The organism is Sphingomonas sp. PvP056 (genome assembly GCF_040549155.1).
In the GTDB taxonomy this organism is placed as follows: Bacteria; Pseudomonadota; Alphaproteobacteria; order Sphingomonadales; family Sphingomonadaceae; genus Sphingomonas.
The window spans coordinates 133,200-159,979 of record NZ_JBEPST010000010.1 but is presented as its reverse complement, the minus strand read 5'-3'; the positions used below and the strand labels follow the sequence as shown (position 1 = coordinate 159,979).

Here is a 26,780-nt window from a genome sequence, read left to right as displayed (position 1 = left end):
GGGTGGGTGGGGGGGCGGGGCCCCCCCCCACGGCCCCTGTTGTTGTGATTCCCCCCCCCGCGGGGGGGGGGGGGGGGGGGGGGCCGCCCCCCCCCACCCCCCCCCCCCGGGGGGGGGGGGGGGGGGGGGGGGCCCAGTCCAGCAGAACATCGCTCTCTGCGAGGCACGCCCCACCCCCAACCCCTCCCCTGAAGGGGAGGGGCTTAGAATACAAAAAAGGCCGGGGATCGCTCCCCGGCCTTTCTCATATCCGCAACCCGCGAAAATCACCGCGGCGGCGGCATCCCCGCCAGTTCGGCTTCTTCCGGATCATCGATCCCGCGCCCGACATGGCTACGCTGCCGGCTATAGAGGAAATAGATCAGCAACCCGAGCAGCCCCCAACCCGGCAACACCAGCATCGCGATCAGCGGCAGGTTGAAGAACAGGAACAGGCACCCGACGATCGTCAGCGGCGCAACCACCCAGGCGAACGGTGTGCGGAACGCGCGCTTGCGCTCGGGCTGCACCTTGCGCAGCACCAGCAGCGCGATCGCGACCATCATGAACGCGTACAGCGTCCCGGCATTGGCGTAATCCGCCAGCTGCCCGACCGGCAGGAACGCCGCCGCAAACGACACCGCGACGCCCGTGATCATCGTGACGATATGCGGGGTCTTCCACTTAGGATGGACCTTGCTCCACGCCGCCGGCAGCAGCCCGTCGCGGCTCATCACGAAGAAGATGCGCGTCTGGCCGAACAGCAGCACCAGGATCACCGACGGCAGCGCGATGAACGCCGCATAGCCCAGCATGTTGCCGACCGGACCGAACCCGATCTGGCGCAGCACGTGCGCGAGCGCCTCGTTAGAACAAACCAGCTTGTCGGCATGGATCGCCATCGTGCACTGCCGCGCGAGTTCTTCGGAGCCAGTGGGGAAGGGGATACCGTTCGGCCCCATGATCGGCTGGCCGCCGATCGTGCCGATCGCACCCGCCGCGACGACGATGTAGAAGATCGTGCAGAACAGCAGGCTGCCGATCAGCCCGATCGGCACGTTGCGCTGCGGATCCTTGGTTTCTTCCGCAGCGGTCGAGACCGAATCGAACCCGACGTATGCGAAGAAGATCGTCGCCGCCGCGCCGACCGCACCGACGCCGGTGCCGAATCCGCCGAACAGGCCCGCGGGCAGGAACGGGTTGAACTGCGCAGCGTCGATCCGCGGCACGGTCAGGAACATGAACACCAGCAGCGCGGCAATCTTGATCATCACCAGCACCGCATTGACCTTGGCGCTCTCGCTCGTCCCGATCACCAACAGCCACGTCACCAGCAGCGAAATCGCCACCGCGGGAAGGTTGATGAACCCGCCCGGCGCGCCGCCGAGCGCAAGCGGCCCCGCCGCAAGGAACGGTGGCAGATGTATCCCGAACGTATGTTGCAGGATCGTGCCCGAGAAATATCCCGACCAGCCGACCGCGACCGCACTGGCGGCGACCGCATATTCGAGGATCAATGCCCAGCCGACCGTCCAGGCGAGAAATTCGCCCATCGAGGCATAGGTATAAGTATAAGCGGACCCGGCGACCGGGATCATCGCGGCGATTTCCGCGTAGCACAATGCGGCGACGATGCAGATCGCGCCGGCGATGGCGAAGGCGAGCATCAGGCCGGGACCGGCCTTTTGCGCGCCCGCGGCGGTCAGAACGAAGATGCCGGTGCCGATGACACAGCCGATCCCGAACAAGGTCAGCTGGAACCACCCGAGCGAGCGGTGCAGCGACTTCTTTTCGGCTGTCGCAAGAATGGCGTCGAGAGACTTGATACGCCCAAATAGCATGCGGTGACTTCCCCTGGGGATGTGCGCGGTCTGTCGCCGCGCAATGATTGTGCGCGAGCCTAGCTGCAAATTACCCTCGCGCAAGAGGCTTAGCGTGCGAGCAACGGCCCGAGCGCGCGACCGGCAAAGATATGCACGTGGAGATGCGGGACTTCCTGCATCGAATCGGTCCCGGCGTTGGCGAGCAGCCGATACCCCGGCGCGACCAGCCCCGCATCGCGCGCGACCGTGCCGACCGCGCGGACGAAGCCTGCGATTTCCGCGTCGGAGCCGCGTGCGCTGAAATCGTCCCACGAAACATAGGCGCCCTTGGGGATTACCAGGATGTGCGTCGGTGCTTGCGGGTTGATGTCGGGGAAGGCGATTGCGAAATCGTCTTCGTACAAACGCTTGGCCGGGATCTCGCCGCGCAGGATCTTGGCGAAGACGTTCTGGTCGTCATAGGGCAGGGTGGCGTCGACGGGCATGGGGGCTTCCTCTCAATTCTTCTTGCGCGCGGCCTTTTCGTCGATCCCCGACACCCCTTCGCGCCGCGCGATCTCGGCGCGGATATCGTCGAGCGTCACGTCGCAATCCGCGAGCAGCACGAGCAGGTGGAAGACCAGATCGGTCGCCTCGCCGATCAGCGCCGATTTATCCTCAGTCAGCGCAGCGATCACGGTCTCGACCGCTTCCTCGCCGACCTTCTGCGCAATCTTGCGGCGGCCCTTGCCGAGCAATTTGGCGGTGTAGGAGGTCGCGGGGTCGGCATCCTTGCGGGCAAGGATCGTCGCGGCGAGCGTGTCGAGGATATCGTCGGCCATGGGATCGGGGCTGGCGCAACCGCGCGCGCGCGTCAATCCTTGGGTGGGCGCTTCAGGAAGCGTTTGCGCAACGCGCGGCGGATGAGGAACACACCGAACGCCGCGGCAACGAGCAGCGCGAGTTCGATCGGCGTGAGGCCGGGGCGCGGGGGTACACTGCCGGGTGGGGTGGCGAGCGCCTGGGTCGTCCATCCAACGAGTACGATGGCAACCGCCCCTACCGTACCACCCCGGCGAAAGCGGGGGTCCAATAGGGGGCGTTGGAACGGAGGCCTCACCCCGCCACCGGCCGCCGCACGGGAATGCCCGCCGCCGCCAGCGCCGCATGCGCCTCCGCAATGCTCGACTCGCCGAAGTGGAAGATCGACGCCGCGAGCACGGCGCTTGCGTGCCCCTCCGCGATTCCCGCGACCAGATCGTCCAGCCCGCCGACGCCGCCGCTCGCGACGACCGGTACGCGGACCTGGTCCGCGATCGTGCGAATCAGCTCGAGATCATAGCCGCCGCGCGTCCCGTCACGGTCCATCGAAGTGACGAGCAATTCGCCCGCGCCCAGCTCCGCCAGCCGCAGCGCGTGCGCGACCGCGTCGATCCCGGTCGCGCGCCGGCCGCCGTGGGTGAAGACTTCCCAGCCGTCCGGTACGCGCCGCGCATCGACCGAGGCGACGACGCACTGGCTGCCGAAGCGGTCCGCCATGTCGCCGACCAGCTCGGGCCGCGCGACCGCCGCGCTGTTGACCGCGACCTTGTCCGCACCCGCGAGCAGCAGCGCGCGCGCATCCGCGACGGATCCGACCCCGCCGCCGACGGTCAGCGGCATGAAGCATACCTCGGCGGTGCGGCGCACGACGTCGAGGATCGTCCCGCGCGCCTCATGGCTCGCGGTGATGTCGAGGAAGCAAAGCTCGTCCGCCCCCGCCGCATCATAAGCGCGCGCCTGTTCGACGGGGTCACCCGCATCGCGCAGTTCGACGAAATTGACGCCTTTCACGACGCGCCCGTTCGCGACATCGAGGCAGGGAATGACGCGCGCGCGGACGGTCATGCCGAAAGGCCCTTTGCCGTCAGGTGAGGGGTTCGCGAGTCCAGCAGGCCAGCCTCTCGGTGAGACACAGCCCCACCCCTAGCCCCTCCCCTGAAGGGGAGGGGGATGAGTATGTTGCGCGCACTAAAAAGCCCCTCCCCTTCAGGGGAGGGGTTGGGGTGGGGCAGACCAGCAGCGCCGCGCCCGATACTGCCCCTCTCCCCGACCCTCTCCCCGCAAGCGGGGAGAGGGAGAAGCATTGCCCCCCTCACGCCGCCCCCGCCACAGCCAGCGCCGCGGCCAGATCCAGCCGCCCGTCATACAACGCGCGGCCCGTAATCACGCCCTCCACCCCATCACGGTTATGCAAAGCCAGCACGTGAATCTCCGCGATCCCCTTGACCCCGCCACTCGCGATCACCGGAATCCGCACAGCCCGTGCCAGATCGACCGTCGCCTCGACGTTGCAGCCCTTGAGCATCCCGTCGCGCCCGACATCGGTGAAGAGCAGCGCAGCCACGCCCGCATCCTCGAACCGCCGCGCCATGTCGATCACCTCGACCGTAGAGACATCCGCCCAGCCCTTGGTCGCGACGAACCCGTCGCGCGCATCGACCGCGACGACGATCCCGCCCGGAAAATCGCGCGCAGCCTCACGCACCAGCTCCGGGTTCTCGAGCGCCGCTGTGCCGATCACCACGCGCGACACGCCAAGATCGAACCAGCGTTCGATCCCAGCACGGTCGCGGATTCCGCCGCCAAGCTGCACATGCCCCGGGAATTGCGAAACGATCGCACGCACCGCGTCGCCATTGACCGATTCTCCTGCAAACGCGCCGTCGAGATCGACGACGTGCAAATGCTCCGCGCCGGCCTGCGCGAACAGCATCGCCTGCGCGGCGGGATCGTCGCCATAGACGGTGGCGCGGTCCATATCGCCCTCGGCGAGGCGGACGACCTGGCCTCCCTTGAGGTCGATGGCGGGGAATACGATCAGGCTCATGGTTTCCAGCTCAAGAAGCGGGTGAGAAAATCGAGCCCATAGCGTTGGCTCTTTTCGGGATGGAATTGCACGCCGAGCATATTGTCGCGTCCGATCGCCGCTGTGACCGGCCCGGCATGGTCGGTGCCCGCGATCACGTCGTCACCTTCATAGCCGTAGGAATGGAGGAAATAGGCTTCCCCCGGCACGATCAATGGGTGATCCCGGCTCGGCACCACGTCGTTCCACCCCATGTGCGGCACCTTGGCGGTCGCATCGTCGGGGGTCAGGTGGCGCACCGTCCCGTGGACCCAGCCAAGTCCGGCGTGCGTGCCATGTTCCTCGCCCGTCTCCGCCATCAACTGCATCCCGACGCAAATCCCGAGGAATGGCACCCCGTCGCCGCGCACACGCTGTTCGAGCGCCGCGACCATTCCCGGCACCGCGCGCAAGGCGGCAGCGCAGGCGGCGAACGCACCGACGCCCGGAAGGACGATCCGGTCGGCCGTGGCGACCGCATCCGCATCGGCGGTGATCAGGATGTCGCTGCTGCCCGCCGCCTTGAGCGCATTGGCGACCGAATGGAGGTTGCCCGCGCCATAATCGATCAGCGCGAGCGTCATGCCAGCAGCGCCGCGATCTCGGGTGCGGCGAAGCTCGCGTTGAACTGGATGACTCGTGCGGTCGCGACCCCGCTGGTGATGAACGGATCGGTCGCGGCGAGCGCCTCCGCCTCGGCCTTGCGACCGCGCGTGACGATCACGCCGCCGGTGCGCGGATCCTGCCGTCCAGCGACGAGGAACACGCCCTCGGCGAAGCCCTTCTCGAGCCAGGCGACATGATCCTTCAACTGCGCATCGATCGCCTCGATCGACGGGCCGTATTCAACGATGATCAGGCACAGCGGCCCCTCGGCGCGAAACGAAGTGGCCATGTCAGAGTGTCCCCTTGGTGCTCGGGATCGCATCGGCCTTGCGCGGGTCGATCTCGACCGCTTCCCGCAAAGCGCGCGCGACGCCCTTGAACGCGGCTTCGGCGATATGGTGATTATTGCTGCCGTAAAGCGTCTCGATGTGCAGCGTGACGCCCGAAGTCTGCGCGAACGAGTGGAAGAAATGCTCGAACATCTCGGTATCCATCTCGCCGAGGCGCTTCTGCGAGAATTCGGTCTTCCATACCAGATACGGCCGGCCCGAGATATCGATCGCCACGCGAGTCAGCGTCTCGTCCATCGGCGACAGCGCATCGGCGTAGCGGCGAATTCCGCGCTTCTCGCCCAATGCCTTGAGCACCGCTTCGCCGATCGCGAGCCCCGTGTCCTCGACCGTATGATGCTGGTCGATGTGCAAGTCGCCGACGGTCTTGATGTCCATGTCGATCAACGAATGGCGCGAGAGTTGCTCGAGCATGTGATCGAAAAACCCGACCCCGGTCGAGACGTTGAAACGCCCGGTTCCGTCGAGGTTGACGGTGACGTCGATCGAGGTTTCGCTGGTACGGCGGCTGATGGTGGCGATGCGCATGGCCTTCCCATAACGCTTCTTTGCACCCGTGCAATCTTGACCGGGGACCAAAGGGCGCTACCCAAGGGCGCATGAGTGATGGTCTTCCCGATAGCCTGATTCCCTACGACGATATCGTCCAGGAAGCGCTGCGTGCCGTGGTCGGCCGTGTTCTCGGTTCGGTCGCAGAAAGCGGCGGCTTGCCCGGCGAGCATCATTTCTACATCACCTTCAAGACGCAGGCGCCGGGTGTCGACATTCCGACCCGGCTGATGGAGCGCTTCCCCGACGAGATGACGATCGTCATGCAGAACCGCTATTGGGATCTGCTGGTCGACGAGACCAAGTTCTCGGTAGGCTTGAGCTTCAACCAGGTGCCGTCCAAACTGGTCATTCCTTATTCGGCGATCACCGGTTTCCACGATCCCGCGGTCAATTTCGAGCTGCGTTTCCAGGCTGCAGAGGGTCCCGAAGGCCCCGAGCCGCATGAGGAAGCCGAGAATGACGGCCCGACCGCGACTCCGATCGAGGATGGATCGAACGTCGTCGCCGTTGATTTCAAACGGAAGAAATGAGCCGTCCGGTCCCCGCTGATGGGAGCGGGGGCGTTGGAGACTGGCGATGAACGACACCCGCACCGAAACCGATTCGCTCGGCCCCGTCGAGGTTCCGGCAAGCGCCTATTGGGGCGCACAGACCCAGCGATCGATCGAGAATTTTCCCTTCCCCGCGACCGAGCGGATGCCGCTCGCGATCGTCCACGCGCTGGCGATCGTCAAACAGGCCGCCGCGCGGGTCAACCGTGACCACGGGCTCGACGGCGGCATCGCCGACGCGATCAACGCGGCGGCGGCGGAGGTTGCGGCGGGCAAGCTCGACGACCAGTTCCCGCTGGTGATCTGGCAGACCGGGTCGGGCACGCAGACCAACATGAACCTCAACGAGGTGATCGCGGGGCGCGCAAACGAGCAATTAACCGGCACACGCGGCGGCAAAACGCCGGTCCACCCGAACGATCACGTCAATAAAAGCCAGTCGTCGAACGACAGTTTTCCAACCGCTTTGCACATCGCCGCGTCGATCGGCGTGGTCGAGCGGCTGTTCCCCGCCCTCGACCGGCTGCAGGCCGCGCTGGACGCCAAGGCAAGCGCGTGGAGCGGGATCGTCAAGATCGGCCGGACGCATCTCCAGGACGCGACGCCGATCACGCTCGGCCAGGAATTTTCGGCTTACGCCAACCAGTTATACCGCTGCCGCCGCCGGATCGAGCCCGCCGTCACCCACGGCACCAACCGGCTTGCCCAAGGTGGCACCGCGGTCGGCACCGGCCTCAACGCACCGGAGGGCTTCGCGACCGCCGTTTGTGCGACGATCGCGACGATTACCGGCTTGCCGTTCCATCCCGCCGAGAACGCCTTCGAGGCGCTGGCGTCGAACGACCCGATCGTCCAGCTGTCGGGCACGCTCAACACGCTGGCGGTCGCGCTGACGAAGATCGCCAACGATATCCGCCTGCTGGGCTCCGGCCCGCGCTCGGGGCTGGGCGAATTGCACCTGCCCGAGAATGAGCCGGGCAGCTCGATCATGCCCGGCAAGGTCAATCCGACCCAGTGCGAGATGCTGACGATGGTCGCCGCGCAGGTCATCGGCAATCATCAGGCGATCACGATCGGCGGAATGCAGGGTCATCTCGAACTGAACGTCTTCAAGCCGATGCTGGGTGCCGCGTTGCTCCGCTCGATCGACCTGCTCGCGGTCGCGATGGAGAGCTTCGCGGAGCGCTGCGTCGAGGGGATCGAACCCGACGAGACGCGAATCGCCGAGCTGGTCGATCGCTCGCTGATGCTCGTCACCGCGCTCGCCCCCGAGATCGGCTACGACAATGCCGCCAAGATCGCCAAGCATGCGCACCACGAGGGCCTGACGCTCCGCGAGGCAGGCCGTGCGCTCGGATTGGTCGACGATGCGACCTTCGACCGGCTGGTGCGGCCCGAAACCATGGTGTGACGTGGGCGGACGCGGGCGGGGAACCATCTCTTCGCCCGCGCGCTACGTAGCACCAAAGGAGATCATCATGAGCGTAACGACCCTTATCGGCGCGGCCATCGGCGCGGCCATCGACGGTTCCGACGGCGACGACAGCAACCTCGACGGCGCGATCGGCGGCGCGATCGCGGCCAAGGTCGTCACCGCGGTGATCCCGCTCGCGCTGACCTTCGCGACCGGCTGGTTCGTGCTGCGCGGCATCGGCAAGCTCAAGGACGAAGTGTTCGGCACGGACGAACCCGTACGCCGCTGAGCGACCGATGGGTTGACGCCTCCGGGCGTGCGCGCCACTAGCGGCCATGCCCGACCATCGTTCCTCCCAGCCAAAGAACTTCAAACGCCGCGGATTGATGTTCGTCCTGTCCTCGCCTTCGGGCGCGGGCAAGTCGACGATCGCCAACCGCCTGCTGAAGGAAGAGCGTAACAAGCTCAAGATGTCGGTGTCCTATACGACTCGCCCGATGCGAAAAGGCGAAGTCGAGGGACGCGACTATCACTTCGTCGACAAGGAAACCTTCCGTAATATGGCGGAAGACGACCAGTTCCTCGAGTGGGCGCGCGTGTTCGATGAACGCTACGGCACGCCGCGCGACACGGTGTTCAAGGATTTAGAGCACGGACAGGACATTCTGTTCGACATCGACTGGCAAGGAGCGCAGCAATTGTTCCAGCTGGCGGGCGGCGATGTGGTGCGCGTTTTCATTCTGCCGCCGGGGTTGAAGACACTCCGCGACCGGCTCGAGAAGCGCGCTACCGATTCGCAGGAGGTCATCGATCGCCGCATGGACCGTGCGCTCGCCGAGGTGAGCCACTGGGACGGCTATGATTATGTGCTGGTCAACGATGATCTGGATGACTGTTACGAGTGCGTCCAGACGATCCTGACCGCTGAACGCCTGAAGCGCTCACGCCAGCGCGGGATGATCGGGTTCATTCGGCGGTTGCCCGAGAAGTAAGCACCGGTTGGGGTTTGGTGTTTCCTTTCCCCGTGCCGTCATTCCCGCGTAGGCGGGAATCCATTAGCGCCGTCCGTCGTGTACTGCGCCGTCAGCCAGTATGGATCCCCGCCTCCGCGGGGATGACGGTGGGGGCAGGCCGCAGCGCAATCAGCCTGCCAGCAACTCCAGCATCCGCACGCCTGCACCAAAATCGCGCCGCCGCGCGGCGATGCCAGCCTCGGCCAATGGATCGCGGCCCCAGCGTTCGGCCTGATATTCCTCGTCGAGCGTGATCGCGTCCCATAACTGTTCTGCCGTCGCCGCGCGTTCGGCGAGCGCCAGTGCCGCGATCAGCGAACCCCCGATGGTGACGACCGGCGACAAGGCCGCCAGTTCGAACGCATCGCGTGCCGCAATTGCATCGCTTAGGCGGGCCAGCGTCTGGTCTGGCTGCGAGCGATGCAGGATCCCCGTAGCGACTTCGATGTGCACGTCATACCGCGTCCGCGCCCAGTCGAGCAGCGGATCCCACGCTGCCGCCTGCCGCGCGACCAGATCGTCGGGGGAATCGGCGCGGTAGCAGAGCAGATCGCTTTCGCCATATTGCGCCAGGCCCGCGGCAAACAGCGCCCGATCGGCACCGACCCGGTCGATCGCGGCGTTTGACAGACCGGTCAGCGGCATCGCGCGTGGGTCGATCTCCTCGCCCTCGCCGATCGCACGCCATTCGTCGGCAACCCCCTGCGCCAGCGCATCGGTCGGCAGCGCGAGCGCGACTCGCCCCGGCGTGCGGACCGGGCGATCGTCGAGCCGGATGCCGCGCTGGTCGTCGATAACGACCGTTTTCCAGAACCGCTTCATGGCTGCGGCGGCGTCCGCCAGCGCCGCGCGAGCGCACGCGGAACGATCGCGATCAGCAGCAGCGCGGAAATCACCAGCGCGGTGCCAACCGCCTTGGGTTCGGTCGCATCGCCGCGCGCGATCAGGAACAGCCCGAGCAGCGCGCCCGCCACGCCGAGCAGGCGCGAGCCTGCCATCAGGAAATAGCGGTTGCGCGCGGTCGTGTCGGGATCGCTCATCATTTCTCCATCAGCGCGGGCAGCGAACGCACCGTAGGCGCGACCGCATGGGCACCCGCTGCGGTCAGTTCGTCGGCGGGGTGATAGCCCCAGGCAACACCCAGCGCACGCGTTCCCGCGGCGCGGGCCATCAGCATGTCGTAACTCGTGTCGCCGATCATCACGGTCGTCTCCGGAGTCGCGCCTGCATCGGCCATGGCCGTCTCGATCATCGAGGGATGCGGCTTCGACGGGTGGCGGTCGGCGGTCTGCAGCGTGATGAAATGCGCAGCGATCCCGTGATGCGCCAAGATATGCGCAAGCCCGCGATCGGACTTGCCGGTCGCGACGCCCAGCATCCAGCCGTCCGCCGCGAGATGATCGAGCACATCGAGGATGCCATCATACAGCGGTTCCGCACTCATCGCGCCCGAGGTCCGCATCCGGAAGAACGCCGCCTTGTAATCGTCGGCCAAGGCCTGGTGGAGCTTCGCCTCGGCGTCGGGCAGCAGCATTTCCATCGCTTCGACGAGGCTCAGCCCGACGATCCGGCGGATGGCGGTGCGGTCCGGCGCGACGAGGCCGACGCCGGCGAAGGCTTCCTCGACCGATCGGCAGATATTGTCCTGGCTGTCGACCAGCGTGCCGTCGCAATCGAACAGCGCAAGGCGGGCGGGAGAGATTGGGGCTGTCATAGAGTATTTCCTTCCCCGGCGAAGGCCGGGGCCCAGTCGTGCTGGCGGATGGGGCGCATGCTGCGTTCGATGCCGATGGACGGCGCAACTGGGCCCCGGCCTGCGCCGGGGAAGGGCGCAAGGGGGTAGGACCGGCCGCCCATCATACGTTCCGCATCCAATGCGCGATCCCGCGCCGACCCGCCGCCTCGACGCCATCCGCTGCCGCTAGCCGCGCGGCTTCGGGCTTGTTTTGCCCGAGCTTGAGCGTCCCGCGCCATGCCTGGACGGTCAGCGTGAACCCGATGATCCCGCGCGTCATCCCGTCGAAGCGCGCCTGGTCCATCTTGTCGCGCGTCCAGGGCGCCTTGGGCGTCAATCGTTGCTCCTGTGCTGCCGCGACCCGGTCGACCTGCTCGACCAGCGCATCGTGTCCGGTGCGGGTAATCTTCCCTTCGAGCTCGACCGCGACATAATTCCACGTCGGCACCTGATCGGGGCCTAGTCCGTACCAGTCCGGGCTGATGTACCCGTCCGGGCCCTGCACGACGAACAACCCGGTCGCGCCATCCAGATGACGCGCGATTCCGTTGCCGCGGGACACGTGGAAGGCAAGCGTATCGTCGTCGTTCCAGACGACCGGGACATGCGCGACGCGTGGCCCGTCCGGTGTCCCGCAGAACAGCGCGCCGAGGCTCAGTTCGCTGACCAGCGCGCGCATCGCCACGCGATCCTCCCAACGGAACGCGGGGTCGGGGTGCATCAGCCGAGCGGCGCCATTGCGCGCGGACGTCCGCCTCCGCTCACGTCGCCGAACCGCGCCGCCGCCGTTCGCCCTTGCGATCCTTGCGGTAGGTCTTGGCGTGCTGGCGCGCCTGCTGCTTCTTCACTTCGCGGCTGGGCGGCGGGGGCGATTCGAGCGGCATCGTGTTGCCGAGCATCTCGTCGAACCCGAGTTGCTTGAGGCTCTCGGCGAAATGCGTCGGCAGTTCGGCCTGGACGTCGATCTCGCCGCCATCGGGATGATCGATCCGGATCCGGCGCGAATGGAGGTGCATCTTGCGGCTGATGTTGCCGGTGAGGAACGCGGCCTGCCCGCCGTACTTGCCGTCGCCGACAATCGGATGCCCGATCGCCGCGAGATGGACGCGCAACTGATGCGTGCGACCAGTGTGCGGGATCAGCTCGAGCCAGGCGGTCGTCGTGCCCGCCATCTCGATCACGCGATACCGCGTACGCGCGGGGCTGCCTTCCTTCTCGTCGACGTGCATCTTCTCGCCACCCGTGCCGGGTTGCTTGGCGATCGGCAGTTCGATCATGCCGTCTTCGATCGACGGCACGCCGACGACCAGCGCCCAATAGGTTTTGCGTGCGGTGCGCGAGGAGAAGGACTTGGCAAAATACGCCGCCGCGCGCGTGGTCCGTGCGATCAGCAACGCGCCCGACGTATCCTTGTCGAGCCGGTGGACCAGCTTGGGGCGCCCATCGAGATCGTCCTGCAGCGCATCGAGCAAGCCATCGACATGCTCGATCGTCTTGGTTCCCCCCTGCGTCGCGAGACCGGGGGGCTTGTTGAGGACGATCGCCTGCGCGTCGCGGTGGATCACCATTTCCTGCGCGAAGGTGATCTCGTCGTCGCTGAGCGGCGGGCGTTCGCGCTTTAGCGGGGCATCGACGCGGATCGGTTCCGCCGGGGGAACGCGGATCGCCTGGCCGGTGACGACATGGTCGCCCGGCTTGGCGCGCGCGCCGTCGACGCGAAGCTGCCCGGTGCGCGCCCATTTGGCGACGGTGGTGTAGCTCGTGTCGGGCAAATGCCGCTTGAACCAGCGGTCGAGCCGGATCCCGTCATCGTCGGGCCCCACGCTGAACTGGCGAACGTCGCTGGTCGCCTTGCCGCTCGTCTTGTCGGGTGTCTTGGTTGTCATGCTGCGATCCGGGTAAGCCAAAGGCCGGCGAACAGCGCCAGCACCGCGCCGAGGACGGACGCCAGGACGTAGCCGAGCGCGGTTGCCCACGCATCCCGCTCGACCATCGTCACGACCTCGAGCGAGAACGAGGAGAAAGTGGTGAATCCGCCCAACACGCCGACACCGAGCAGGAGTCGCGTGTTCTCATTCCCGCCGATGCGCGCAAGCACGCCTGCGAGCACGCCCATCGCGAACCCGCCGATCACGTTGACCGCGAGCGTACCGTAGGGAAACATCGGGCCGAACGCCGCCACCGCGCCGCGTCCGACGAGATAGCGCGCCGCGGTACCGAAGGCACCGCCGACCATGACGAGAAAAAGCTGAATCATTGCGGCTGCGTTAGCGCGGAATCAGCCGTGCGTCACCCCGCGGCTGAGAAACGCGTTTCGGTCGCATCGGACGGGTACCGCCACACCTTGCACACGGAGCGTCGCGACGTCATGTTCACGTCATGGGAATGATCTTCAACATTATCTCGGTTCTGTTCGGCCTGCTGGCCTTGCCGGTGGCGCTCGTCGGACTGGTGCCGTTCTTCGGCATTGCCAATTATCTGGCGATCCCGATCGCCGTCGTCGGTGCCGTGATCGGAATGCTGTCCGGGCATAAGAGCGGTCGGAACTTCAACATCTTCGTGCTGATCGTCGCGGCAATCCGGCTGATGCTTGGCGGCGGGTTGCTCTAAACCCGCACACGCAAAAGGCCCGGCGCTTGCGCACCGGGCCCTTTTGGACATTCCGCTAGATCAGCGGCAGACGACGTTGCCGCGATCGACCGACTGGCCGAGCAACGCACCCGCGCCGCCACCAATCAGCGTGCCCAGCAGGCGCGAACCGCCGCCCGCGATCGTGTTGCCGAGCGCACCGCCCGCCAGACCGCCGATGATCAGACCGGTCGTGCCGTCACCACGGCGGCAATAATAGCGATTGTCGCGACCACGATAGATACGGTCGTTCCGCGTCAGGCGGCGTGGCTGGTAATACTGCCCGTCGCGGTAATAATTCTCGGCATAATAGGCACGCTGCCCGCCCTCGAACCGGTTGTAGTCGTAGTTGCGATACTGGCGCCAATCCCGGTTACGATCGCGCTGCGCGTCGCGCACGTCGCGGCGGTAATCCTGGCGCGCATCGCGGACATCGGCGCGCGAGTCCGCATTTCGTAGGTCGCGGCGATAGTCCTGCCGGGCGTCGCGGACGTCCTGTCGGTATTCGCGGTTGGGGTTGTTCTGGGCGACTGCCGGAATGGCGGTCAGCGTCGTTGCCGCGATGGCCGCTGCCAGAATGAAATTGCGCATTGGGATGAGCTCCTTGAACCAATCCATAGTGTGGATCGGAATACAGAACTCATCCCATGCGCCGAAGTTGCGTGAACCGGAAACTACCAATCGTTCACGCAAACGTAAGAAAAATCAGGCGTTAAGAGAATGGGTTAATGTAATCTCAGCGTTAAGCAGCTTGGAGACGGGGCAGTTGGCCTTCGCGCCTGCTGCGATCTCCTCAAACTGTGCCGGATCAATGCCTTCGATCGTCGCCTTGAGGTCCAGCGCCGACTTGGTGATGGTGAAACCATCCCCGTCCTTGTCGAGTGTCACCTTGGCGGTGGTCTCGAGCTTGCCGTCGGTGAAGCCGGCTTTCGCAAGCGCGAAACTCAGCGCCATCGTGAAGCAGCTCGCGTGCGCAGCGGCGATCAGTTCCTCGGGGTTGGTGCCGGTACCTTCCTCGAAACGACTGCCGAAGCCGTATTGCGCATTCGACAGGACGCCCGTCTGCGTCGAGACATGACCCTTGCCGTCTTTGCCGAGGCCTTCGTACGTGGCCGATCCGCTACGTGTCGTCATCGTCATTCTCCGTCTGGACCAGAAATCTGGACATGAAAAAAGCGCGGGCCCGTCGGGGCCCGCGCTGCATATAGGGTCGCGAGGGACGCGCGGTTAGCGGCAGCGACGATCCGCCGTGCTGGCGCGATCAATCGCGCGTCCGCCGAACGCACCCGCCACGCCACCAAGCACCGTGCCGAGCGTCTTGTCGCCGCGGCCGGCGATCTGGTTGCCGAGCAATGCACCGCCGACACCGCCGACGAGCAGGCCGGTCGTGCCGTCCGAGTGGCGGCAATAGCGGCGACCGTCACGGCCCTCGTAGACACGCGGGGAATAACGGCGATGATGGTCGCGCGCGCTGGCCTCTGCGGTCGGGAACGCCATGGTTGCGGGGATCGCGAGCGAGGCGGCGCTGAGGGCCATCAAGAACGTACGCATGAAAGTATCTCCCAGTTACATCGTGCTTGGATCAATTCCACAGCAGGAACGATCGCTGTTCTAGCAACGTTGCATGAACCTGAAACAACCGCGCGTTCAGCAACGTGCAGGGTCTCGGGCGAGGGTGGGATTACTTCAAAACGTCCAACGAAACCTTGGCGTTACAGGATCAGCGCGCTGTCTTGAGCAACTGTCTGGCCCGCGCGCAGTCGGCATCCATCTGCGTCGTGAGCGCATCGAGCGTATCGAACTTGGCTTCCGGACGCAGATAATCGATCAACGCGACCTCGATCGCTTGTCCGTACAGATCGCTGGAAAAATCGAAGAAGAACGGTTCGAGCAGTTCCTTGGGCGGATCGAAGCTCGGGCGGATGCCGAGGTTGGCGGCCCCATCCACGATCCGCCCATCGGCCAGGCGGCCGCGGACCGCGTAGATGCCGTAAGTGGGGCGGACATAGTGGCCCATGTCGAGATTGGCGGTCGGATAGCCGATCGTCCGGCCGAGTTTGTCACCATGCTGCACGATGCCCTCGATCGCGAAGGGACGCGTGAGCAGGCGCGCAGCACCGCGCGGATCGCCTTGCTGGAGCAAGGCACGGATACGGCTGGACGAAACCGGTGCATCGTCCAGCGTTACGGGGGCGACCGTGTCGACCGAGAAACCGCGTGTCGCGCCGGCGGCGCGGAGCACCGCGACCGAGCCGCTACGGCCCTTGCCGAAAGTGAAGTCTTCGCCGGTGACTGCTCCCGCGATCCCGATCGAGTCGATCAGCAATTGCTCGATGAAGGCATCCGCCGTCAGCGCGGCCAGCGCGGTGTCGAAGTGGAACACCACCATCGCATCCGCCCCGGCGTCCGCGAACAGGCGCTGCCGCTGGTCGAGCGTGGTCAGCCGGAACGGCGCACTGTCGGGGACGAAATGACGGATCGGATGCGGATCGAACGTGCCGACCAGTGCCGGACGACCCTCAGCACGCGCGCGTTCGACCGCACGGCCGACCACGGCCTGATGCCCAAGGTGAAATCCATCGAAATTACCAAGCGCGATGATCCCGCCGCGCAAGCGCTCCGGAACCGCCGAGCTGCCGTCGAGCCGCTCCATGGACCGGCCTATAAGCGCGGTAAAGCGGCTGCGCTAGGCGGGTTCGTTCGGGACGATCCCGGCGTGGATCACGCGTAGCACGTTGCCCCCCATCACCTTGGCGATTTCCGCTTCGCTGAACCCGCGATCGAGCAACGCCTGCGTGATCGCGACGACCATGGCCGAATCGAACCCGGTCGTGACGGCCCCGTCGAAATCGGACCCAAGACCCACATGATCGACGCCGACCAGATTGCGCACATGCAGGATCGCCGCTGCCGCCGCCTCGGGCCGGGTCGAACAGATCGCGGCATCCCAATAGCCGATGCCGATCACTCCGCCGGTCCGCGCGATTCCGCGGATCTCGCCGTCGGTCAGATTGCGGTTGACCTTGCACGTCGCCTGTACGCCGCCGTGGCTGGCGACCACCGGACGGCGCGCCATCGCGAGCACTTCGGCGATCGTCGCATGGCTCGAATGCGCGACGTCGATGATCATCCCGAGCGTTTCCATCCGCCGCACGACCTGTCGTCCCAGCGGGGTGAGGCCCGCCTTGCGCTCACCGTGCATCGATCCCGCGACGTCATTGTCGAAGAAATGGGTCAGCCCGGCCATGCGAAAGCCCGCGCCATGCAGCACATCGAGATTGGCGAGCTTACCCTCAAGATCCTGCAACCCCTCGATCGACAGCATTGCGCCGACCACTTTCGCGCCTTCGATCCGGTCGGCGAGCAGGCGATCGAATTGTGCGGCAGAACGGATCACGCGCAATTGCCCGTTGGACGCAGCAGCGTAGCGATCGAGCTTCTGTGCATGCCATAGCGAGCGCTGCAACAGCGAGTCCCAGGTGCGCGGCGGCTGCAGTTCGGCGATCGTCAGGGCGGTGATATTGTCCGTATCGGCGGGGTTCGAATCGTAATTCTGGTGTTCTGGCGTCTTGGTAACCGACGAGAACACCTGCAGCGCATAATTGCCCGCCAGCAGCCGTGGCACGTCCACCTGTCCTTGCCCGGAGCGATCGAGCAGGCTGCGTTTCCACAGCAAGGTATCGGCGTGCATGTCGGCAACAGGCAATCGCGCGTGCAATGCCCGCGCCTGCGGTGTGATGCGCAATGCGACCGGCGCGACGCGGTTCATGCTACGCTCGATCATACCCGGAGCCAGCGTGAAGAACAGGACCACGGCAAGCGTGGCGAGGACCACCACGGCTCCCAGGACTTTGCGCATCACCATCGCTCTCCAAAATGCTGGACTTCATGCGGCATCAGCGATGCCGGGTCCGGTCACCCACCCGGTATGCGGTGCGCAGGCTGCTGGGACAAGCCCGTTGGGTCTCAGGATCTTGCGAGGGTGACGAAGCTGTATGCCGGGCGCGTATCGATCGCGGGATGGTCGTAGCGCGCACTCTCGCGCCAACCCGTGTAGCGCGGGACCACTGCGTCCCCATCAGGTGCTGCATGGACCTCGGTCAGTTCGATCCGGTCTGCGCGGGGCTCGAATAGCGCGAACACTTCCGCCCCGCCGATCACCATGATCTCGCCCTCGCCGGCGGACGTAATCGCCGCTTCCACGCTGTCGACAGGTTCTGCCCCGTCCGCACGCCAGGCAGGGTCGCGTGTCAGCACGATATGGCGTCGTCCGGGGAGCGGCGCGGGAAAGCTGTCGAATGTCTTGCGCCCCATGATCATCGGCTTGCCCATCGTCAGCGCCTTGAAGCGCTTGAGATCGGCAGGAAGATGCCACGGCAGCGCGCCGTCGCGACCGATTACCCCGTTGATGGCGCGCGCCAGGATCAGCGTGATCATCGCGTCGCCATCGTCTTGCGTGTCTCGATCATCCCACGGTCCTCCTGCTGCGGTCTTAGCGGACCACGCGCGTTGGGGTCGACCCCTGGATCGGGGGCGATGCGCTGGCGGTGGATAGCCATCGGGCCATCAACCGCGTATGACTCAGCGGTGTCGAAATGTCCTGGCTCGGGCGCGGGGCTCGAGACCGGGGCTGTATCCGGCCGACGCATTCTTGGGACGTGCTGCGATGAATCTCGTGACGCTCGGGGTGGTGGGAATGGCGACCGCGGCGCTGCTGTGGTGGTGCGGTATCGGACGGTCCTTATGGACGCTGGTCGGGGCAGCGTTGATGCTCGGGGCAACGGGCTTCGTCTTCCAGAGCGCCCGGCATCAGCCGGGGACGTCCATTCGCGCTCAAAGCGCGCCGATCATGGTCGATCCCGGCATGGTTGCGTTCCGCAATGCGGTGTTCCTGCCGGGACAACAGGACGTTTTGGCGCTGGCCAGTGCGGACGGACGAGTAGGGATGGGGGACACCCACGCCGCGGCACAGGGACTGCTGCACGACCTCATGATGCGTCCTGACGATGCCGCGCTATGGACCGAACTGGGGTATGTGGTGTCGCTGCACGACCATGCCGTGTCGCCTGCCGCCAAGTTTGCGTTCCGCCGCGCGGTGACGCTTGCGCCGGACACGCCCGGGCCCGCTTTCTTTCTGGGAATGGCGTATGTCGATGCCGGAGACGTTGCGGCGGCACGCCCGTATTGGAGCTATGCGCTGGCCGTGACGCCGAAGGATGCGCCTTATCGCGGTGACATTGCCGAACGGATTGCCGCAGTCGACCAGTTCGCGCGGATGACGACGAACCGATCTACTGCCCGAACGGCGCGTTGAGCCGGACGATCGCCCGGTTGAGCGCGGCGGCAAAGCTGACCCACAGGAAATACGGCACGATCAGCCAGGCGGCGAACGCAGAGATCGGCGCAAGCCCGACCAGCAGCGCCACCAGTGATGCCCATAGAAAAACGACCTCGACCAGCGCCCAGTCCGGCCGACGCAGCGCGAAGAACAGCGGGCTCCACAGGAAATGGAACAGCGCGTTGACCGAGAACAAAATGACGACCGCGCGGCGTCCGGCTGCATCCGGTGCGGCGGTCCAGGCGATCGCCGCCGACCATGCCGCCAGCCCCAGCAGGATCGTCCATGCGGGACCGAACAGCCAGTTGGGCGGTTGCCAGCTCGGTTTGCGCAGATCGTGATACCAGGAACCGATCGGCGTCGCGAGACCGCCGACGACGAGCAGCACGATCGCACCTGCGCCGGATACATAAAGCGGGTTCATCCGCATTTCATGGTCCATCGGCCCGGGAATAGCCAGTGTCCACTTGCCGCGTGTCAAGTACGTGGTACACATTAGCAATGGGCAGGGCCTTCCCCTTTTCGGCGATCGTCGGTCAGGACGAGATGAAGCTCGCGCTGCTGATCGCGGCGGTCGATCCGCGGATCGGCGGGGTGATGGTGTTCGGCGATCGTGGGACGGGCAAGTCGACCGCCGTACGCGCATTGGCGGCGTTGCTGCCGCCGATGCCCGCCGCGCTTGCGGGGTATCATCCCGAAGGAATGCCACCGCCGCCTGCCAAGGCGACCGTGCCGGTGCCGTTCGTCGATCTTCCGCTCGGCGCGACCGAGGATCGCGTGGTCGGTGCGCTGGATCTCGAACGCGCGCTGGGGGCGGGGGTCAAGGCGTTCGAGCCGGGCCTGCTTGCGCGCGCGAACGGCGGCTTCCTGTATATCGACGAGGTCAATCTGCTCGAGGACCATATCGTCGACCTGTTGCTCGACGTCGCGGCGTCGGGCGAAAACGTGGTGGAGCGCGAAGGATTGTCGGTGCGCCACCCGGCGCGGTTCGTACTGGTCGGGAGCGGCAATCCCGAGGAAGGCGAGTTGCGCCCGCAATTGCTCGATCGCTTTGGCCTGTCGGTCGAAGTGCGCACCCCGCAGGATCTGACGAGCCGAATCGAGATCCTCAAACGCTGCGATGCGTTCGAACGCACGCCGGACGCCTTTGTGGACACGTGGCGCAGCGCCGAACGCAAGACACTCAAGCGGATCGCGCGTGGTCGTGCCGGGCTGTCGGCGGTGGTGGTGCCCGACGCTATGCTGGCGCGCGCGGCGACGCTGTGCATGACGGTCGGCGCGGACGGGTTGCGCGGCGAGCTGACCTTGATGCGCGCCAGTCGCGCGCTTGCCGCGCTGGAAGGTGCGTCGGCGGTCACCGCGGAGCACATCGCGCGGATCGCGCCGCTGGCGCTGCGGCATCGGTTGCGGCGCGGGGTGCTCGACGAGACTGGCTCGACCGTGCGGATCGAGCGCGCACTGGAAGACCTGGCGGCGGCATGAGCGACGCGCCATCGGCGCTGGACGATGCACTGCTGGCGGCGCGGTTATGTGCCGTCGATCCGGTCGGGCTGGGGGGGCTGATCCTGCGCGGCGGAGGTGCAGTGCGCGATCAAGTAGTTGCTGCGCTGCGTGCCGGATTGCCCGACGGCGCACCGTCGCGCCGGATTCCCGTCCATGTCGATGATGACGCGCTGTTAGGCGGGCTGGATCTCGGGGCGACGCTCGCCCTGGGTCGCCCGGTGCGTCAGCGCGGCGTGCTGGCGGCGGCGGACGGCGGGCTGGTCGTGTTGCCGATGGCGGAACGGATGACCGATGCGACCGCAGCACGAATCGCGGCGGCGCTCGACGCGGGTGCGGTGGAGGATGCGACCGTGCGGATCGCGGTGGTGGCGCTCGACGACGGGGTGGAGGACGAATCGGTGCCGCCCGCGCTGGCGGAGCGGCTGTCGTTTCGGATCGATCTATCAGGGTGCCGGGTGTTGGATGTCGACGCTTCCCCGGCGCAGGCCGGGGCCCAGTCGAGGAACGATGGGGGCATGGCGCAGCGCGCGATGACCGAACGCTGCGCGACTGGGCCCCGGCCTTCGCCGGGGAAGGACGAAGGGGGGAAGGATGAAGCGCAGGATCGCAATGCCGGATCGCGAAGCACGATCGATCCGCACGCGATCCTTGCGGCCACCGCGCTCGCGCTGGGCGTGGAGTCCGCGCGCGCTCCGTTGTTTGCGCTCCGCGCTGCGCGCGCGGCCGCAGCGCTGTCCGGGCGCGAGACGATCGACGCGGACGATCTGATCCTCGCGGTCCGCCTCGTCCTCGCTGCGCGCGCAACCCGGCTACCTGCGCCACTCGAGGCGGACAACGCCAGTGATCCACCGCCGCCGCCCGAGAGCGACTCGAGCGAGGAGGAACGGGCCACCCCCGATCTCCCCGAAGACATGATCCTCGAGGCCGCGCTCGCAACGCTCCCGCGCGACGTCCTCGAGCAGCTTGCCGCCGGGCGCGGCAGACGCGGCGGCAAGCGCGCGCGTGGCGCGGGCGAGCGGCGCAAGTCACCCCTGCATGGGCGCCCGCTCGGCGCGCGCGCCGGAGTGCCGCGCGGGGGCCTGCGGCTCAGCCTGATCGATACGCTGCGCGCCGCCGCGCCGTGGCAGGCACTGCGTGCGCGCGGGGACGGACCGGTCCACATCCGCCGCGACGACCTGCGCATTCGCCGGTTCGAGACGCGTGCGGAAACGCTGACGATCTTCGTGGTCGATGCGTCGGGCTCGGCGGCGGTCGCGCGGCTGGCGGAAGCCAAGGGTGCGGTCGAGCTGTTGCTTGCACAGGCTTACGTCAAACGCGCGCAGGTCGCCCTCATCGCGTTTCGCGGGGCCGGCGCGGAGCTGCTGCTGCCGCCGACACGCTCGCTCACCCGCGCACGCCGCGCATTGGCGGAACTGCCGGGGGGCGGGGGGACGCCGCTTGCCGCCGGGCTGGAGGCGGCGCGCACGCTCGCCGAAGCAGCGCGTGCGCGCGGGCGGACGCCGTTCCTCGTCGTGCTGACCGACGGGCGCGGCAACATCGCGCTGGATGGCAGCGCAGTACGCGAGCGCGCCGAGCAAGACGCCGAACAGGCCGCGCGCGCGATCGGCCAGGCGGGGATCGGCGCGGCGTTCGTCGATACATCCGCGCGGCCACGCCCCGAAGGCGCACGGCTCGCGCTGGCGATGGGTGCGCGCTACCTGCCGTTGCCGCGCGCGGATGCCGCGGCGATGCACCGTGCGGTCAGTGCGGTGCAGGCAGCATGAGCCGCGCGACTTGGTCGGTCGAGGGGCGCGACTGGCCCAATCACGCAAGCAGCCGGTTCGTCGATACCGCACGCATCCGCTGGCACGTGCAGGTGATGGGCGCGGGACCGGTGGTGCTGCTGCTCCACGGCACGGGGGCCGCGACGCATAGCTGGCGCGATCTCGCGCCGTTGCTCGCCGAACGTTTCACCGTCGTCGCGCCCGACCTGCCGGGGCATGGCTTCACTACCGGGCGTCCGGTCGGCGGGCTGGCGATGCCCGCGATGGCGCGTGCGGTCGGCGATCTGCTCGGCACGCTTGGCCTTACGCCCGATCTGCTCGTCGGTCACTCGGCGGGGGCGGCGATCGCGTTGCGGATGGTGCTTGACGGTCATGCCCGGCCGCGCGCCTTCGTCGGGCTCAACCCGGCGCTGATGCCGTTCCCCGGACTTGCGGCCAAACTGTTCCCGACGCTTGCGCGAATGCTGTTCGTCAATCCGTTCGCGCCGCATGTCGTTGCCGGGCTGGCGCGCGGGCCGGGGGATGCGGGGCGCTATGTCACCCGGGCGACGGGGTCGCGGATCGATCCCGTCGGGGTGGGATATTATCGACGACTGTTCTCCACCTCCGATCATGTCGCGGGCGCGCTGACGATGATGGCGGCGTGGGACCTCGACGCGCTCGCGCGCGATCTGCCGCGGGTCGGCGTGCCGAGCCTGCTGATCCACGGTGCGGCGGATGCGGCGATCCCGCTGTCATCGGTGAACGGCGCGGCGGCGCTGATCCCCGACTGCCAAGTCGAACTGTTGCCCGCGCTCGGCCATCTCGCGCACGAGGAACGGCCAGCCGACATTGCAGCGCTGATCAGCGGTTTCGCGGCGAAGGGGACGTCGGCATGAACGCCTCGAACGCCAACCTGTTTGCCTTGCTCGACATGGCGATCGTCGGTGTGCCGACCGTCCTTTTTATTGTCTGGCAGCTCGTGTCGATCAATCGCGAGATCGCGAAGGACAAGGCAAAGCAAGCCGCCCCACCCGACGACTCACCAGAAAGCGCGGGGCATCCGGTAGGGGAGCATCGACTGGACGATCGGTGAGCGGAACCGCCCGAGCGACAGGCTTTCATGTACCGCGCGCACGGACTCGCCGAACAACCGCGTGTCGAGCGCCGAACGCGCGTAGAAAGGCGCGTCGATCCACGTCTTCGCGACCCTGGGCACCGATCCCGGATCGGCGCGAGTCGCGCGCTGCACCAGCCAGCCTGTCCGCGGCAGCACCACGCGCGGCGGCGGCGCGACATCGTGCCAGCGCCCCTGCCGATCGAACTTTAGCGCGAGGTCGAACGGATCGCCATTGCGGCGGCGCCCTTCGTACAGCACCGCGACGTCATTCTTCAGATGCGCGCGTGCCCAATGCCAGTCGTCGAACCCCGCCTCGAGCGGTTCATCGCCGAAGTTCGAGTCGAAGTACCCATCCCCCGACCAGCGCATCCCCGGATGCACCATGTCGACCTCGACCCGGGCACGCGGCGCGACCGGGTGCCAGCGGTGGCGCAGATCGGGGTCGAGCGCGAAGGCGGTCGTGCCGATCATCTCGGGCCGCACCCGCACCGTCCCGCGCACGGGATAAGGCAGCGGGGCGGAAATCTCGGCGATGTCAATCACCAGCGTGTCGCCGTCCCAGCTCAGCGCGCTCGGCCCGACCGCGAAATGATCGGCGTCGCGCCGGACGCGCTTCTCGGCGCGTTCGGTCATCGCCCAGGCACCCCCGCGCGGACCGCACAACGCTACGTTGATCGCGCAGTGATTGTCCGGCCGCGCCCGCCCCGACAGCTTGTAATAGGGCGAGAAGACGCTCCCGACGAAGGCGATGATCGTCAGGCCGAAGCGACGGTCCGCGCTGAACGCGTCGACATACCACCAGGCATAGCCACCGGGTGCGACCGCGCCATCGAAGCGTGGTCCCTGAGCAGGGAGTCGACGGCTAGGCGGGCGGACAAGGCCGCCATCGGGACGCCCGCGCCCGGATGGGTACTCCCGCCCGCGCAATAGAGCCCAGGGATCCGCGTCCGGCTGCCGGGGCGCCGGAAGGACGCCGCCCACCCGTGCGAGGCCTGTCCATAAAGGGCTCCACCCGTCGATGGGAAGAGGGTGGCGAAGTCGGCCGGTGTGGTCAGCACCGTTGCTTGCGCCGGCAAATCCAGCGTCAGTCCGGCCCGGCTGAGCGTTGCGTGCATCGACTGGGTACATTGGTCCGTCTCCGCTTGAGTGAGGGGGTGGGTGTCTCCGGTGGGGGGCGCATTCACGATGATCTGGAAGCGTTCGGGGATCTGACAGCGTTCGGGGCCGTCGCCTGCGCGCGCGTCATCCGCGCCGCGATCCTGCGCGCAGACATAGACGCTCGGATCGTGCGCGAGCCGATCCGCCGCAAGCGCCGCAAATTCTGCGCGCGAGTCGCCCGAAAAGAAGACATTGTGCCGCACCAGCGGGAACCCGCTCGCGGTACCCCGCGCGCACCAGACCATCGCCGAGGACGAGCGGCGCCTGAGGGGCACGGCAGGGACCGCGCGTCGCACCGCCGCGCCGAACGTACCCGCTGCCAGCGCGGCGGGATCCGCGTTGCACACCACCGCCCGCGCCGTGATCCGTTCGCCCGATGCGAGCACCACCCCCGCCGCGCGTCCATGTTCGACCAGCATTTCGGCGACCGGCGCGGCGTAGCGAAAGATCGCGCCGTTGCGCAGCGCCAACGCTTCGAGCGCACGCGTGAGTTGGTGCATGCCGCCGTCGATCAGCCACACGCCCGATGCCTCGACATGCGCGATCAGCATCAGCGTCGCGGGGCACCGGAAGGGCGAAGAGCCGCAATAGGTCGCGTAGCGACCGAACAACTGGCGCAATCGCGGATCGCGGAAATGGTCGCCGAGCGCGCGCCACAGGCTTTCATACGGACGAATCCGGTTGAGATCGGCAAACCCGCGCCAGCCCATGCGCCATGTCAGCCCGAGCGGATTGGTCTGCGGTGCCTGCAGAAAGGGGCGGTCGAGCGTTTCGAAGATCCGCCGCGCTTCGGCACGAAACGCCCGGTATCCCTCCGCCTCGCGTGCGCCGGCGAAGTCACCGATTGCGCCCTCACTCGCGGCGGGGTCGGCGAACAGGTCGAGCCGGTCCGTGCCCCATGCGTGGCGCGCAAGGATCGTCGCGGGGACAAGCGTCAGCGCGTCGTCGAGCGATGCCCCGCAACGATCGAAAATCTCGTCGAACACATGCCGCAGCGTGAAGACCGTCGGTCCACCGTCGATCGCCACGCTGTCCAGGCCCGTGCCTGTCTGGACTTCGCGCATCTTGCCCCCCGGCGCGGTGGCGGCTTCGAGGACCGTGACCCCAAGGCCGCGCGCCGCGAGCAGAGCGGCGCTGACCAGCCCACCGATCCCGGCACCAATGACGACGATCTTGTCCTGCGTTGCCATCCGTCCGGCTCCAGCCTGTTGACCGGACGCGAGCAAGTGTCCATTCAACTGGACATATGATGTCGTCCAGATCGAGCGATAAGTCAAAGGGCTATTTGCCGCGTCTTCACGGTGCGTGGATTGCGTGGCGCAACACGATGCTGTCGTCCCCGCGATTTCAGCAGTTCGCGACCCGCTTCTGGCTCACGCGTCCGGTAGCGCGGGTCCGTGCGCGTGCGCTGTTCGATCTGGTCGCGGGATTCGTCTACAGCCAGACGCTTGCAGCCTGTGTCGAAACCGGTGTGCTCGACCTTTTGGCGCGCGGACCGACCAGGATCGAGTCCGTGGCGGATCACTGCGGGTTGCCGCCGGATGGTGCGCTGCGCCTGTTACGCGCGGCGGCCGCGATTCGGCTGGTTGAAAGGGTAGGGGCCGATTGGGCGCTCGGCAGCGCCGGGGCGGCGCTGCGCGGGAACGCGGGCATCGCCGAGATGATCGCGCATCATCCCTTGCTCTATGCCGACCTGGCCGATCCGGTCGCGCTGCTTCGGCGAGGTGGCGGCGGCGGAGCGCTTGCGCGGTACTGGACCTATGCCGAACAGCCCGGAAACGGCGCTGCGGAGGACGTCCGCGCATATTCCGGCCTAATGGCCGCATCGCAACCGCTTGTGGCGACGCAAATTCTGCAATCCTATCGGTTTGCCCGGCATCGCCGGATGCTCGACGTCGGGGGTGGGGAGGGCCGGTTTCTCGAGGCGGTCGCGGCGGCAGTGCCGGCGCTCGACCTCGGGCTGTTCGATCTGCCGGCGGTCGCGGCGCGGGCGCAAGAACGACTCGCCGTCGCTGGGTTGGGGGCACGGACCATGGTCCATGCGGGGAGCTTCCTGCACGACCCGCTGCCGCACGGTTATGATATGATTACGCTGGTACGCGTCCTCCACGATCACGACGATGGCCCAGCGCTGACGCTGTTGCGCGCGATCCACGCCGCGCTGCCACGCGGCGGACGGGTGCTGATCGCCGAACCGATGGCGCAAACGCCCGGTGCCGAACCGTCCGGAGACGCATATTTCGGGCTGTATCTGCTCGCGATGGGATCGGGCCGCCCCCGCACGCCCACGGAAATCGGTGCCATGCTGCGCGCTGCCGGGTTCGGCGCGGTACGAACCTTGCCCACCCCGATGCCGCTCACCTGCCGTGTCATCGTCGCTCGACACGATTGACCGATCAAAC

General features: G+C 66.9%; 36 protein-coding genes. 11 read left to right on the top strand and 25 right to left on the bottom strand.

Going from position 1 to position 26,780, the window contains the following annotated elements; translation table 11 throughout:
• Nucleotides 1-266 precede the first annotated feature (266 nt).
• The 9 genes from ABIC17_RS19750 to hisB all read right to left on the bottom strand — a co-directional run bounded on the left by ABIC17_RS19750 (nt 267) and on the right by hisB (nt 6,152).
• The gene (locus tag ABIC17_RS19750) at nt 267-1,820 is read right to left on the bottom strand and encodes an amino acid permease (protein ID WP_354284847.1); all 1,554 of its coding nucleotides are present in this window, start codon (nt 1,818-1,820) and stop codon (nt 267-269) included.
• Nucleotides 1,821-1,909: 89 nt separating this feature from the next.
• Nucleotides 1,910-2,287 (bottom strand): histidine triad nucleotide-binding protein, encoded by a 378-nt coding sequence (locus ABIC17_RS19745; protein ID WP_354284845.1) that lies wholly within the window; start codon nt 2,285-2,287, stop codon nt 1,910-1,912.
• 12 nt (nt 2,288-2,299) lie between these two features.
• On the bottom strand, nt 2,300-2,623 hold the full coding sequence (locus ABIC17_RS19740; protein WP_354284843.1) for a phosphoribosyl-ATP diphosphatase: 324 nt from the start codon (nt 2,621-2,623) through the stop codon (nt 2,300-2,302).
• Between the two features lie 32 nt (nt 2,624-2,655).
• Complete coding sequence (locus ABIC17_RS19735; RefSeq protein WP_354284841.1) at nt 2,656-2,874, bottom strand: hypothetical protein; 219 nt, start codon at nt 2,872-2,874, stop codon at nt 2,656-2,658.
• Nucleotides 2,875-2,897: 23 nt separating this feature from the next.
• On the bottom strand, nt 2,898-3,668 hold the full coding sequence (hisF, locus tag ABIC17_RS19730; protein ID WP_354284839.1) for an imidazole glycerol phosphate synthase subunit HisF: 771 nt from the start codon (nt 3,666-3,668) through the stop codon (nt 2,898-2,900).
• 247 nt (nt 3,669-3,915) lie between these two features.
• On the bottom strand, nt 3,916-4,650 hold the full coding sequence (hisA, locus tag ABIC17_RS19725; RefSeq protein WP_354284838.1) for a 1-(5-phosphoribosyl)-5-[(5-phosphoribosylamino)methylideneamino]imidazole-4-carboxamide isomerase: 735 nt from the start codon (nt 4,648-4,650) through the stop codon (nt 3,916-3,918).
• A complete protein-coding gene (gene hisH, locus ABIC17_RS19720; RefSeq protein ID WP_354284836.1) occupies nt 4,647-5,252 on the bottom strand; it encodes an imidazole glycerol phosphate synthase subunit HisH in 606 nt (201 codons plus the stop codon). The genes hisA and hisH overlap by 4 nt, the downstream gene beginning before the upstream one ends.
• Nucleotides 5,249-5,563 carry a YciI family protein gene (locus tag ABIC17_RS19715; RefSeq protein WP_354284834.1) on the bottom strand — a complete coding sequence of 105 codons (315 nt, stop codon included), beginning with the start codon at nt 5,561-5,563 and terminating at the stop codon, nt 5,249-5,251. The genes hisH and ABIC17_RS19715 overlap by 4 nt, the downstream gene beginning before the upstream one ends.
• Before the next feature lies 1 nt (nt 5,564).
• Entirely contained in the window at nt 5,565-6,152 is a 588-nt protein-coding gene (gene hisB / locus ABIC17_RS19710) for an imidazoleglycerol-phosphate dehydratase HisB (RefSeq protein WP_354284832.1), read from the bottom strand.
• A 71-nt stretch (nt 6,153-6,223) separates the two neighbouring features.
• Here hisB and ABIC17_RS19705 point away from each other — a divergent pair, with 71 nt between their 5' ends.
• The 4 genes from ABIC17_RS19705 to gmk all read left to right on the top strand — a co-directional run bounded on the left by ABIC17_RS19705 (nt 6,224) and on the right by gmk (nt 9,133).
• Nucleotides 6,224-6,706, top strand: a complete 483-nt coding sequence (locus ABIC17_RS19705) for an SspB family protein (protein ID WP_354284830.1) — start codon at nt 6,224-6,226, stop codon at nt 6,704-6,706.
• Between the two features lie 46 nt (nt 6,707-6,752).
• Entirely contained in the window at nt 6,753-8,138 is a 1,386-nt protein-coding gene (gene fumC / locus ABIC17_RS19700; protein ID WP_354284828.1) for a class II fumarate hydratase, read from the top strand.
• 67 nt (nt 8,139-8,205) lie between these two features.
• On the top strand, nt 8,206-8,430 hold the full coding sequence (locus tag ABIC17_RS19695; RefSeq protein WP_354284827.1) for a hypothetical protein: 225 nt from the start codon (nt 8,206-8,208) through the stop codon (nt 8,428-8,430).
• A gap of 46 nt (nt 8,431-8,476) precedes the next feature.
• Complete coding sequence (gene gmk / locus ABIC17_RS19690) at nt 8,477-9,133, top strand: guanylate kinase (RefSeq protein WP_354284825.1); 657 nt, start codon at nt 8,477-8,479, stop codon at nt 9,131-9,133.
• 150 nt (nt 9,134-9,283) lie between these two features.
• Here gmk and ABIC17_RS19685 read toward each other — a convergent pair whose 3' ends face one another.
• From ABIC17_RS19685 to crcB, 6 genes are all read right to left on the bottom strand, one after another.
• On the bottom strand, nt 9,284-9,976 hold the full coding sequence (locus ABIC17_RS19685; protein ID WP_354284823.1) for an ATP12 family chaperone protein: 693 nt from the start codon (nt 9,974-9,976) through the stop codon (nt 9,284-9,286).
• The gene (locus ABIC17_RS19680) at nt 9,973-10,194 is read right to left on the bottom strand and encodes a hypothetical protein (RefSeq protein ID WP_354284821.1); all 222 of its coding nucleotides are present in this window, start codon (nt 10,192-10,194) and stop codon (nt 9,973-9,975) included. Before ABIC17_RS19680 ends, ABIC17_RS19685 begins: the two co-directional genes overlap by 4 nt.
• A complete protein-coding gene (locus ABIC17_RS19675; RefSeq protein ID WP_354284819.1) occupies nt 10,194-10,868 on the bottom strand; it encodes an HAD-IA family hydrolase in 675 nt (224 codons plus the stop codon). Before ABIC17_RS19675 ends, ABIC17_RS19680 begins: the two co-directional genes overlap by 1 nt.
• Before the next feature lie 142 nt (nt 10,869-11,010).
• A complete protein-coding gene (locus tag ABIC17_RS19670) occupies nt 11,011-11,610 on the bottom strand; it encodes an FMN-binding negative transcriptional regulator (RefSeq protein WP_354284817.1) in 600 nt (199 codons plus the stop codon).
• A 40-nt stretch (nt 11,611-11,650) separates the two neighbouring features.
• Nucleotides 11,651-12,775: an RluA family pseudouridine synthase gene (locus tag ABIC17_RS19665; protein ID WP_354284815.1), complete on the bottom strand. Its 1,125-nt coding sequence runs from the start codon at nt 12,773-12,775 to the stop codon at nt 11,651-11,653.
• Complete coding sequence (crcB, locus tag ABIC17_RS19660) at nt 12,772-13,146, bottom strand: fluoride efflux transporter CrcB (RefSeq protein WP_354284813.1); 375 nt, start codon at nt 13,144-13,146, stop codon at nt 12,772-12,774. Before crcB ends, ABIC17_RS19665 begins: the two co-directional genes overlap by 4 nt.
• A 122-nt stretch (nt 13,147-13,268) precedes the next feature.
• On the opposite strand from crcB, the gene ABIC17_RS19655 reads away from it, so the two are divergent.
• Nucleotides 13,269-13,499: a hypothetical protein gene (locus tag ABIC17_RS19655; protein WP_354284811.1), complete on the top strand. Its 231-nt coding sequence runs from the start codon at nt 13,269-13,271 to the stop codon at nt 13,497-13,499.
• Nucleotides 13,500-13,559: 60 nt separating this feature from the next.
• Here the strand turns inward: ABIC17_RS19655 and ABIC17_RS19650 are convergent, their stop codons facing one another.
• From ABIC17_RS19650 to ABIC17_RS19620, 7 genes are all read right to left on the bottom strand, one after another.
• Nucleotides 13,560-14,108 carry a glycine zipper 2TM domain-containing protein gene (locus ABIC17_RS19650; RefSeq protein WP_354284809.1) on the bottom strand — a complete coding sequence of 183 codons (549 nt, stop codon included), beginning with the start codon at nt 14,106-14,108 and terminating at the stop codon, nt 13,560-13,562.
• Nucleotides 14,109-14,222: 114 nt separating this feature from the next.
• Entirely contained in the window at nt 14,223-14,651 is a 429-nt protein-coding gene (locus tag ABIC17_RS19645; RefSeq protein ID WP_354284807.1) for an OsmC family protein, read from the bottom strand.
• Nucleotides 14,652-14,744: 93 nt separating this feature from the next.
• The gene (locus ABIC17_RS19640) at nt 14,745-15,068 is read right to left on the bottom strand and encodes a glycine zipper 2TM domain-containing protein (RefSeq protein ID WP_354284805.1); all 324 of its coding nucleotides are present in this window, start codon (nt 15,066-15,068) and stop codon (nt 14,745-14,747) included.
• Nucleotides 15,069-15,237: 169 nt separating this feature from the next.
• Complete coding sequence (locus tag ABIC17_RS19635) at nt 15,238-16,170, bottom strand: bifunctional riboflavin kinase/FAD synthetase (RefSeq protein WP_354284803.1); 933 nt, start codon at nt 16,168-16,170, stop codon at nt 15,238-15,240.
• Nucleotides 16,171-16,203: 33 nt separating this feature from the next.
• Nucleotides 16,204-17,376, bottom strand: coding sequence for a dipeptidase (locus ABIC17_RS19630; protein WP_354284867.1), 1,173 nt, complete (start codon nt 17,374-17,376; stop codon nt 16,204-16,206).
• Between the two features lie 107 nt (nt 17,377-17,483).
• Complete coding sequence (locus tag ABIC17_RS19625; protein ID WP_354284801.1) at nt 17,484-17,954, bottom strand: dihydrofolate reductase; 471 nt, start codon at nt 17,952-17,954, stop codon at nt 17,484-17,486.
• The gene (locus tag ABIC17_RS19620) at nt 17,951-18,076 is read right to left on the bottom strand and encodes a hypothetical protein (RefSeq protein WP_354284799.1); all 126 of its coding nucleotides are present in this window, start codon (nt 18,074-18,076) and stop codon (nt 17,951-17,953) included. The genes ABIC17_RS19625 and ABIC17_RS19620 overlap by 4 nt, the downstream gene beginning before the upstream one ends.
• A gap of 107 nt (nt 18,077-18,183) precedes the next feature.
• Here ABIC17_RS19620 and ABIC17_RS19615 point away from each other — a divergent pair, with 107 nt between their 5' ends.
• Nucleotides 18,184-18,831, top strand: coding sequence for a tetratricopeptide repeat protein (locus ABIC17_RS19615; RefSeq protein WP_354284797.1), 648 nt, complete (start codon nt 18,184-18,186; stop codon nt 18,829-18,831).
• On the opposite strand, the gene ABIC17_RS19610 is transcribed toward ABIC17_RS19615, so the two are convergent.
• Entirely contained in the window at nt 18,809-19,279 is a 471-nt protein-coding gene (locus ABIC17_RS19610; RefSeq protein WP_354284795.1) for a TspO/MBR family protein, read from the bottom strand. The two genes, ABIC17_RS19615 and ABIC17_RS19610, sit on opposite strands and share 23 nt — an antisense overlap.
• A 77-nt stretch (nt 19,280-19,356) precedes the next feature.
• On the opposite strand from ABIC17_RS19610, the gene ABIC17_RS19605 reads away from it, so the two are divergent.
• The 4 genes from ABIC17_RS19605 to ABIC17_RS19590 are packed head-to-tail and all read left to right on the top strand — an operon-like array spanning nt 19,357 to nt 23,196.
• Nucleotides 19,357-20,337: a magnesium chelatase ATPase subunit I gene (locus tag ABIC17_RS19605; RefSeq protein ID WP_354284793.1), complete on the top strand. Its 981-nt coding sequence runs from the start codon at nt 19,357-19,359 to the stop codon at nt 20,335-20,337.
• Nucleotides 20,334-22,121, top strand: coding sequence for a magnesium chelatase subunit D (locus ABIC17_RS19600; RefSeq protein WP_354284791.1), 1,788 nt, complete (start codon nt 20,334-20,336; stop codon nt 22,119-22,121). The genes ABIC17_RS19605 and ABIC17_RS19600 overlap by 4 nt, the downstream gene beginning before the upstream one ends.
• On the top strand, nt 22,118-22,999 hold the full coding sequence (gene bchO, locus ABIC17_RS19595) for an alpha/beta fold hydrolase BchO (RefSeq protein ID WP_354284789.1): 882 nt from the start codon (nt 22,118-22,120) through the stop codon (nt 22,997-22,999). Before ABIC17_RS19600 ends, bchO begins: the two co-directional genes overlap by 4 nt.
• The gene (locus tag ABIC17_RS19590) at nt 22,996-23,196 is read left to right on the top strand and encodes a hypothetical protein (protein ID WP_354284787.1); all 201 of its coding nucleotides are present in this window, start codon (nt 22,996-22,998) and stop codon (nt 23,194-23,196) included. The genes bchO and ABIC17_RS19590 overlap by 4 nt, the downstream gene beginning before the upstream one ends.
• On the opposite strand, the gene ABIC17_RS19585 is transcribed toward ABIC17_RS19590, so the two are convergent.
• Together ABIC17_RS19585 and crtD are read right to left on the bottom strand one after the other, a co-directional pair.
• Nucleotides 23,143-23,931 carry a carotenoid 1,2-hydratase family protein gene (locus ABIC17_RS19585; RefSeq protein ID WP_502958512.1) on the bottom strand — a complete coding sequence of 263 codons (789 nt, stop codon included), beginning with the start codon at nt 23,929-23,931 and terminating at the stop codon, nt 23,143-23,145. The genes ABIC17_RS19590 and ABIC17_RS19585 overlap by 54 nt on opposite strands.
• Before the next feature lie 44 nt (nt 23,932-23,975).
• Nucleotides 23,976-25,568 (bottom strand): 1-hydroxycarotenoid 3,4-desaturase CrtD, encoded by a 1,593-nt coding sequence (gene crtD / locus ABIC17_RS19580; RefSeq protein WP_354284783.1) that lies wholly within the window; start codon nt 25,566-25,568, stop codon nt 23,976-23,978.
• Nucleotides 25,569-25,624: 56 nt separating this feature from the next.
• Here crtD and ABIC17_RS19575 point away from each other — a divergent pair, with 56 nt between their 5' ends.
• Nucleotides 25,625-26,770 carry a methyltransferase gene (locus ABIC17_RS19575; RefSeq protein ID WP_354284781.1) on the top strand — a complete coding sequence of 382 codons (1,146 nt, stop codon included), beginning with the start codon at nt 25,625-25,627 and terminating at the stop codon, nt 26,768-26,770.
• Nucleotides 26,771-26,780: the final 10 nt, after the last annotated feature.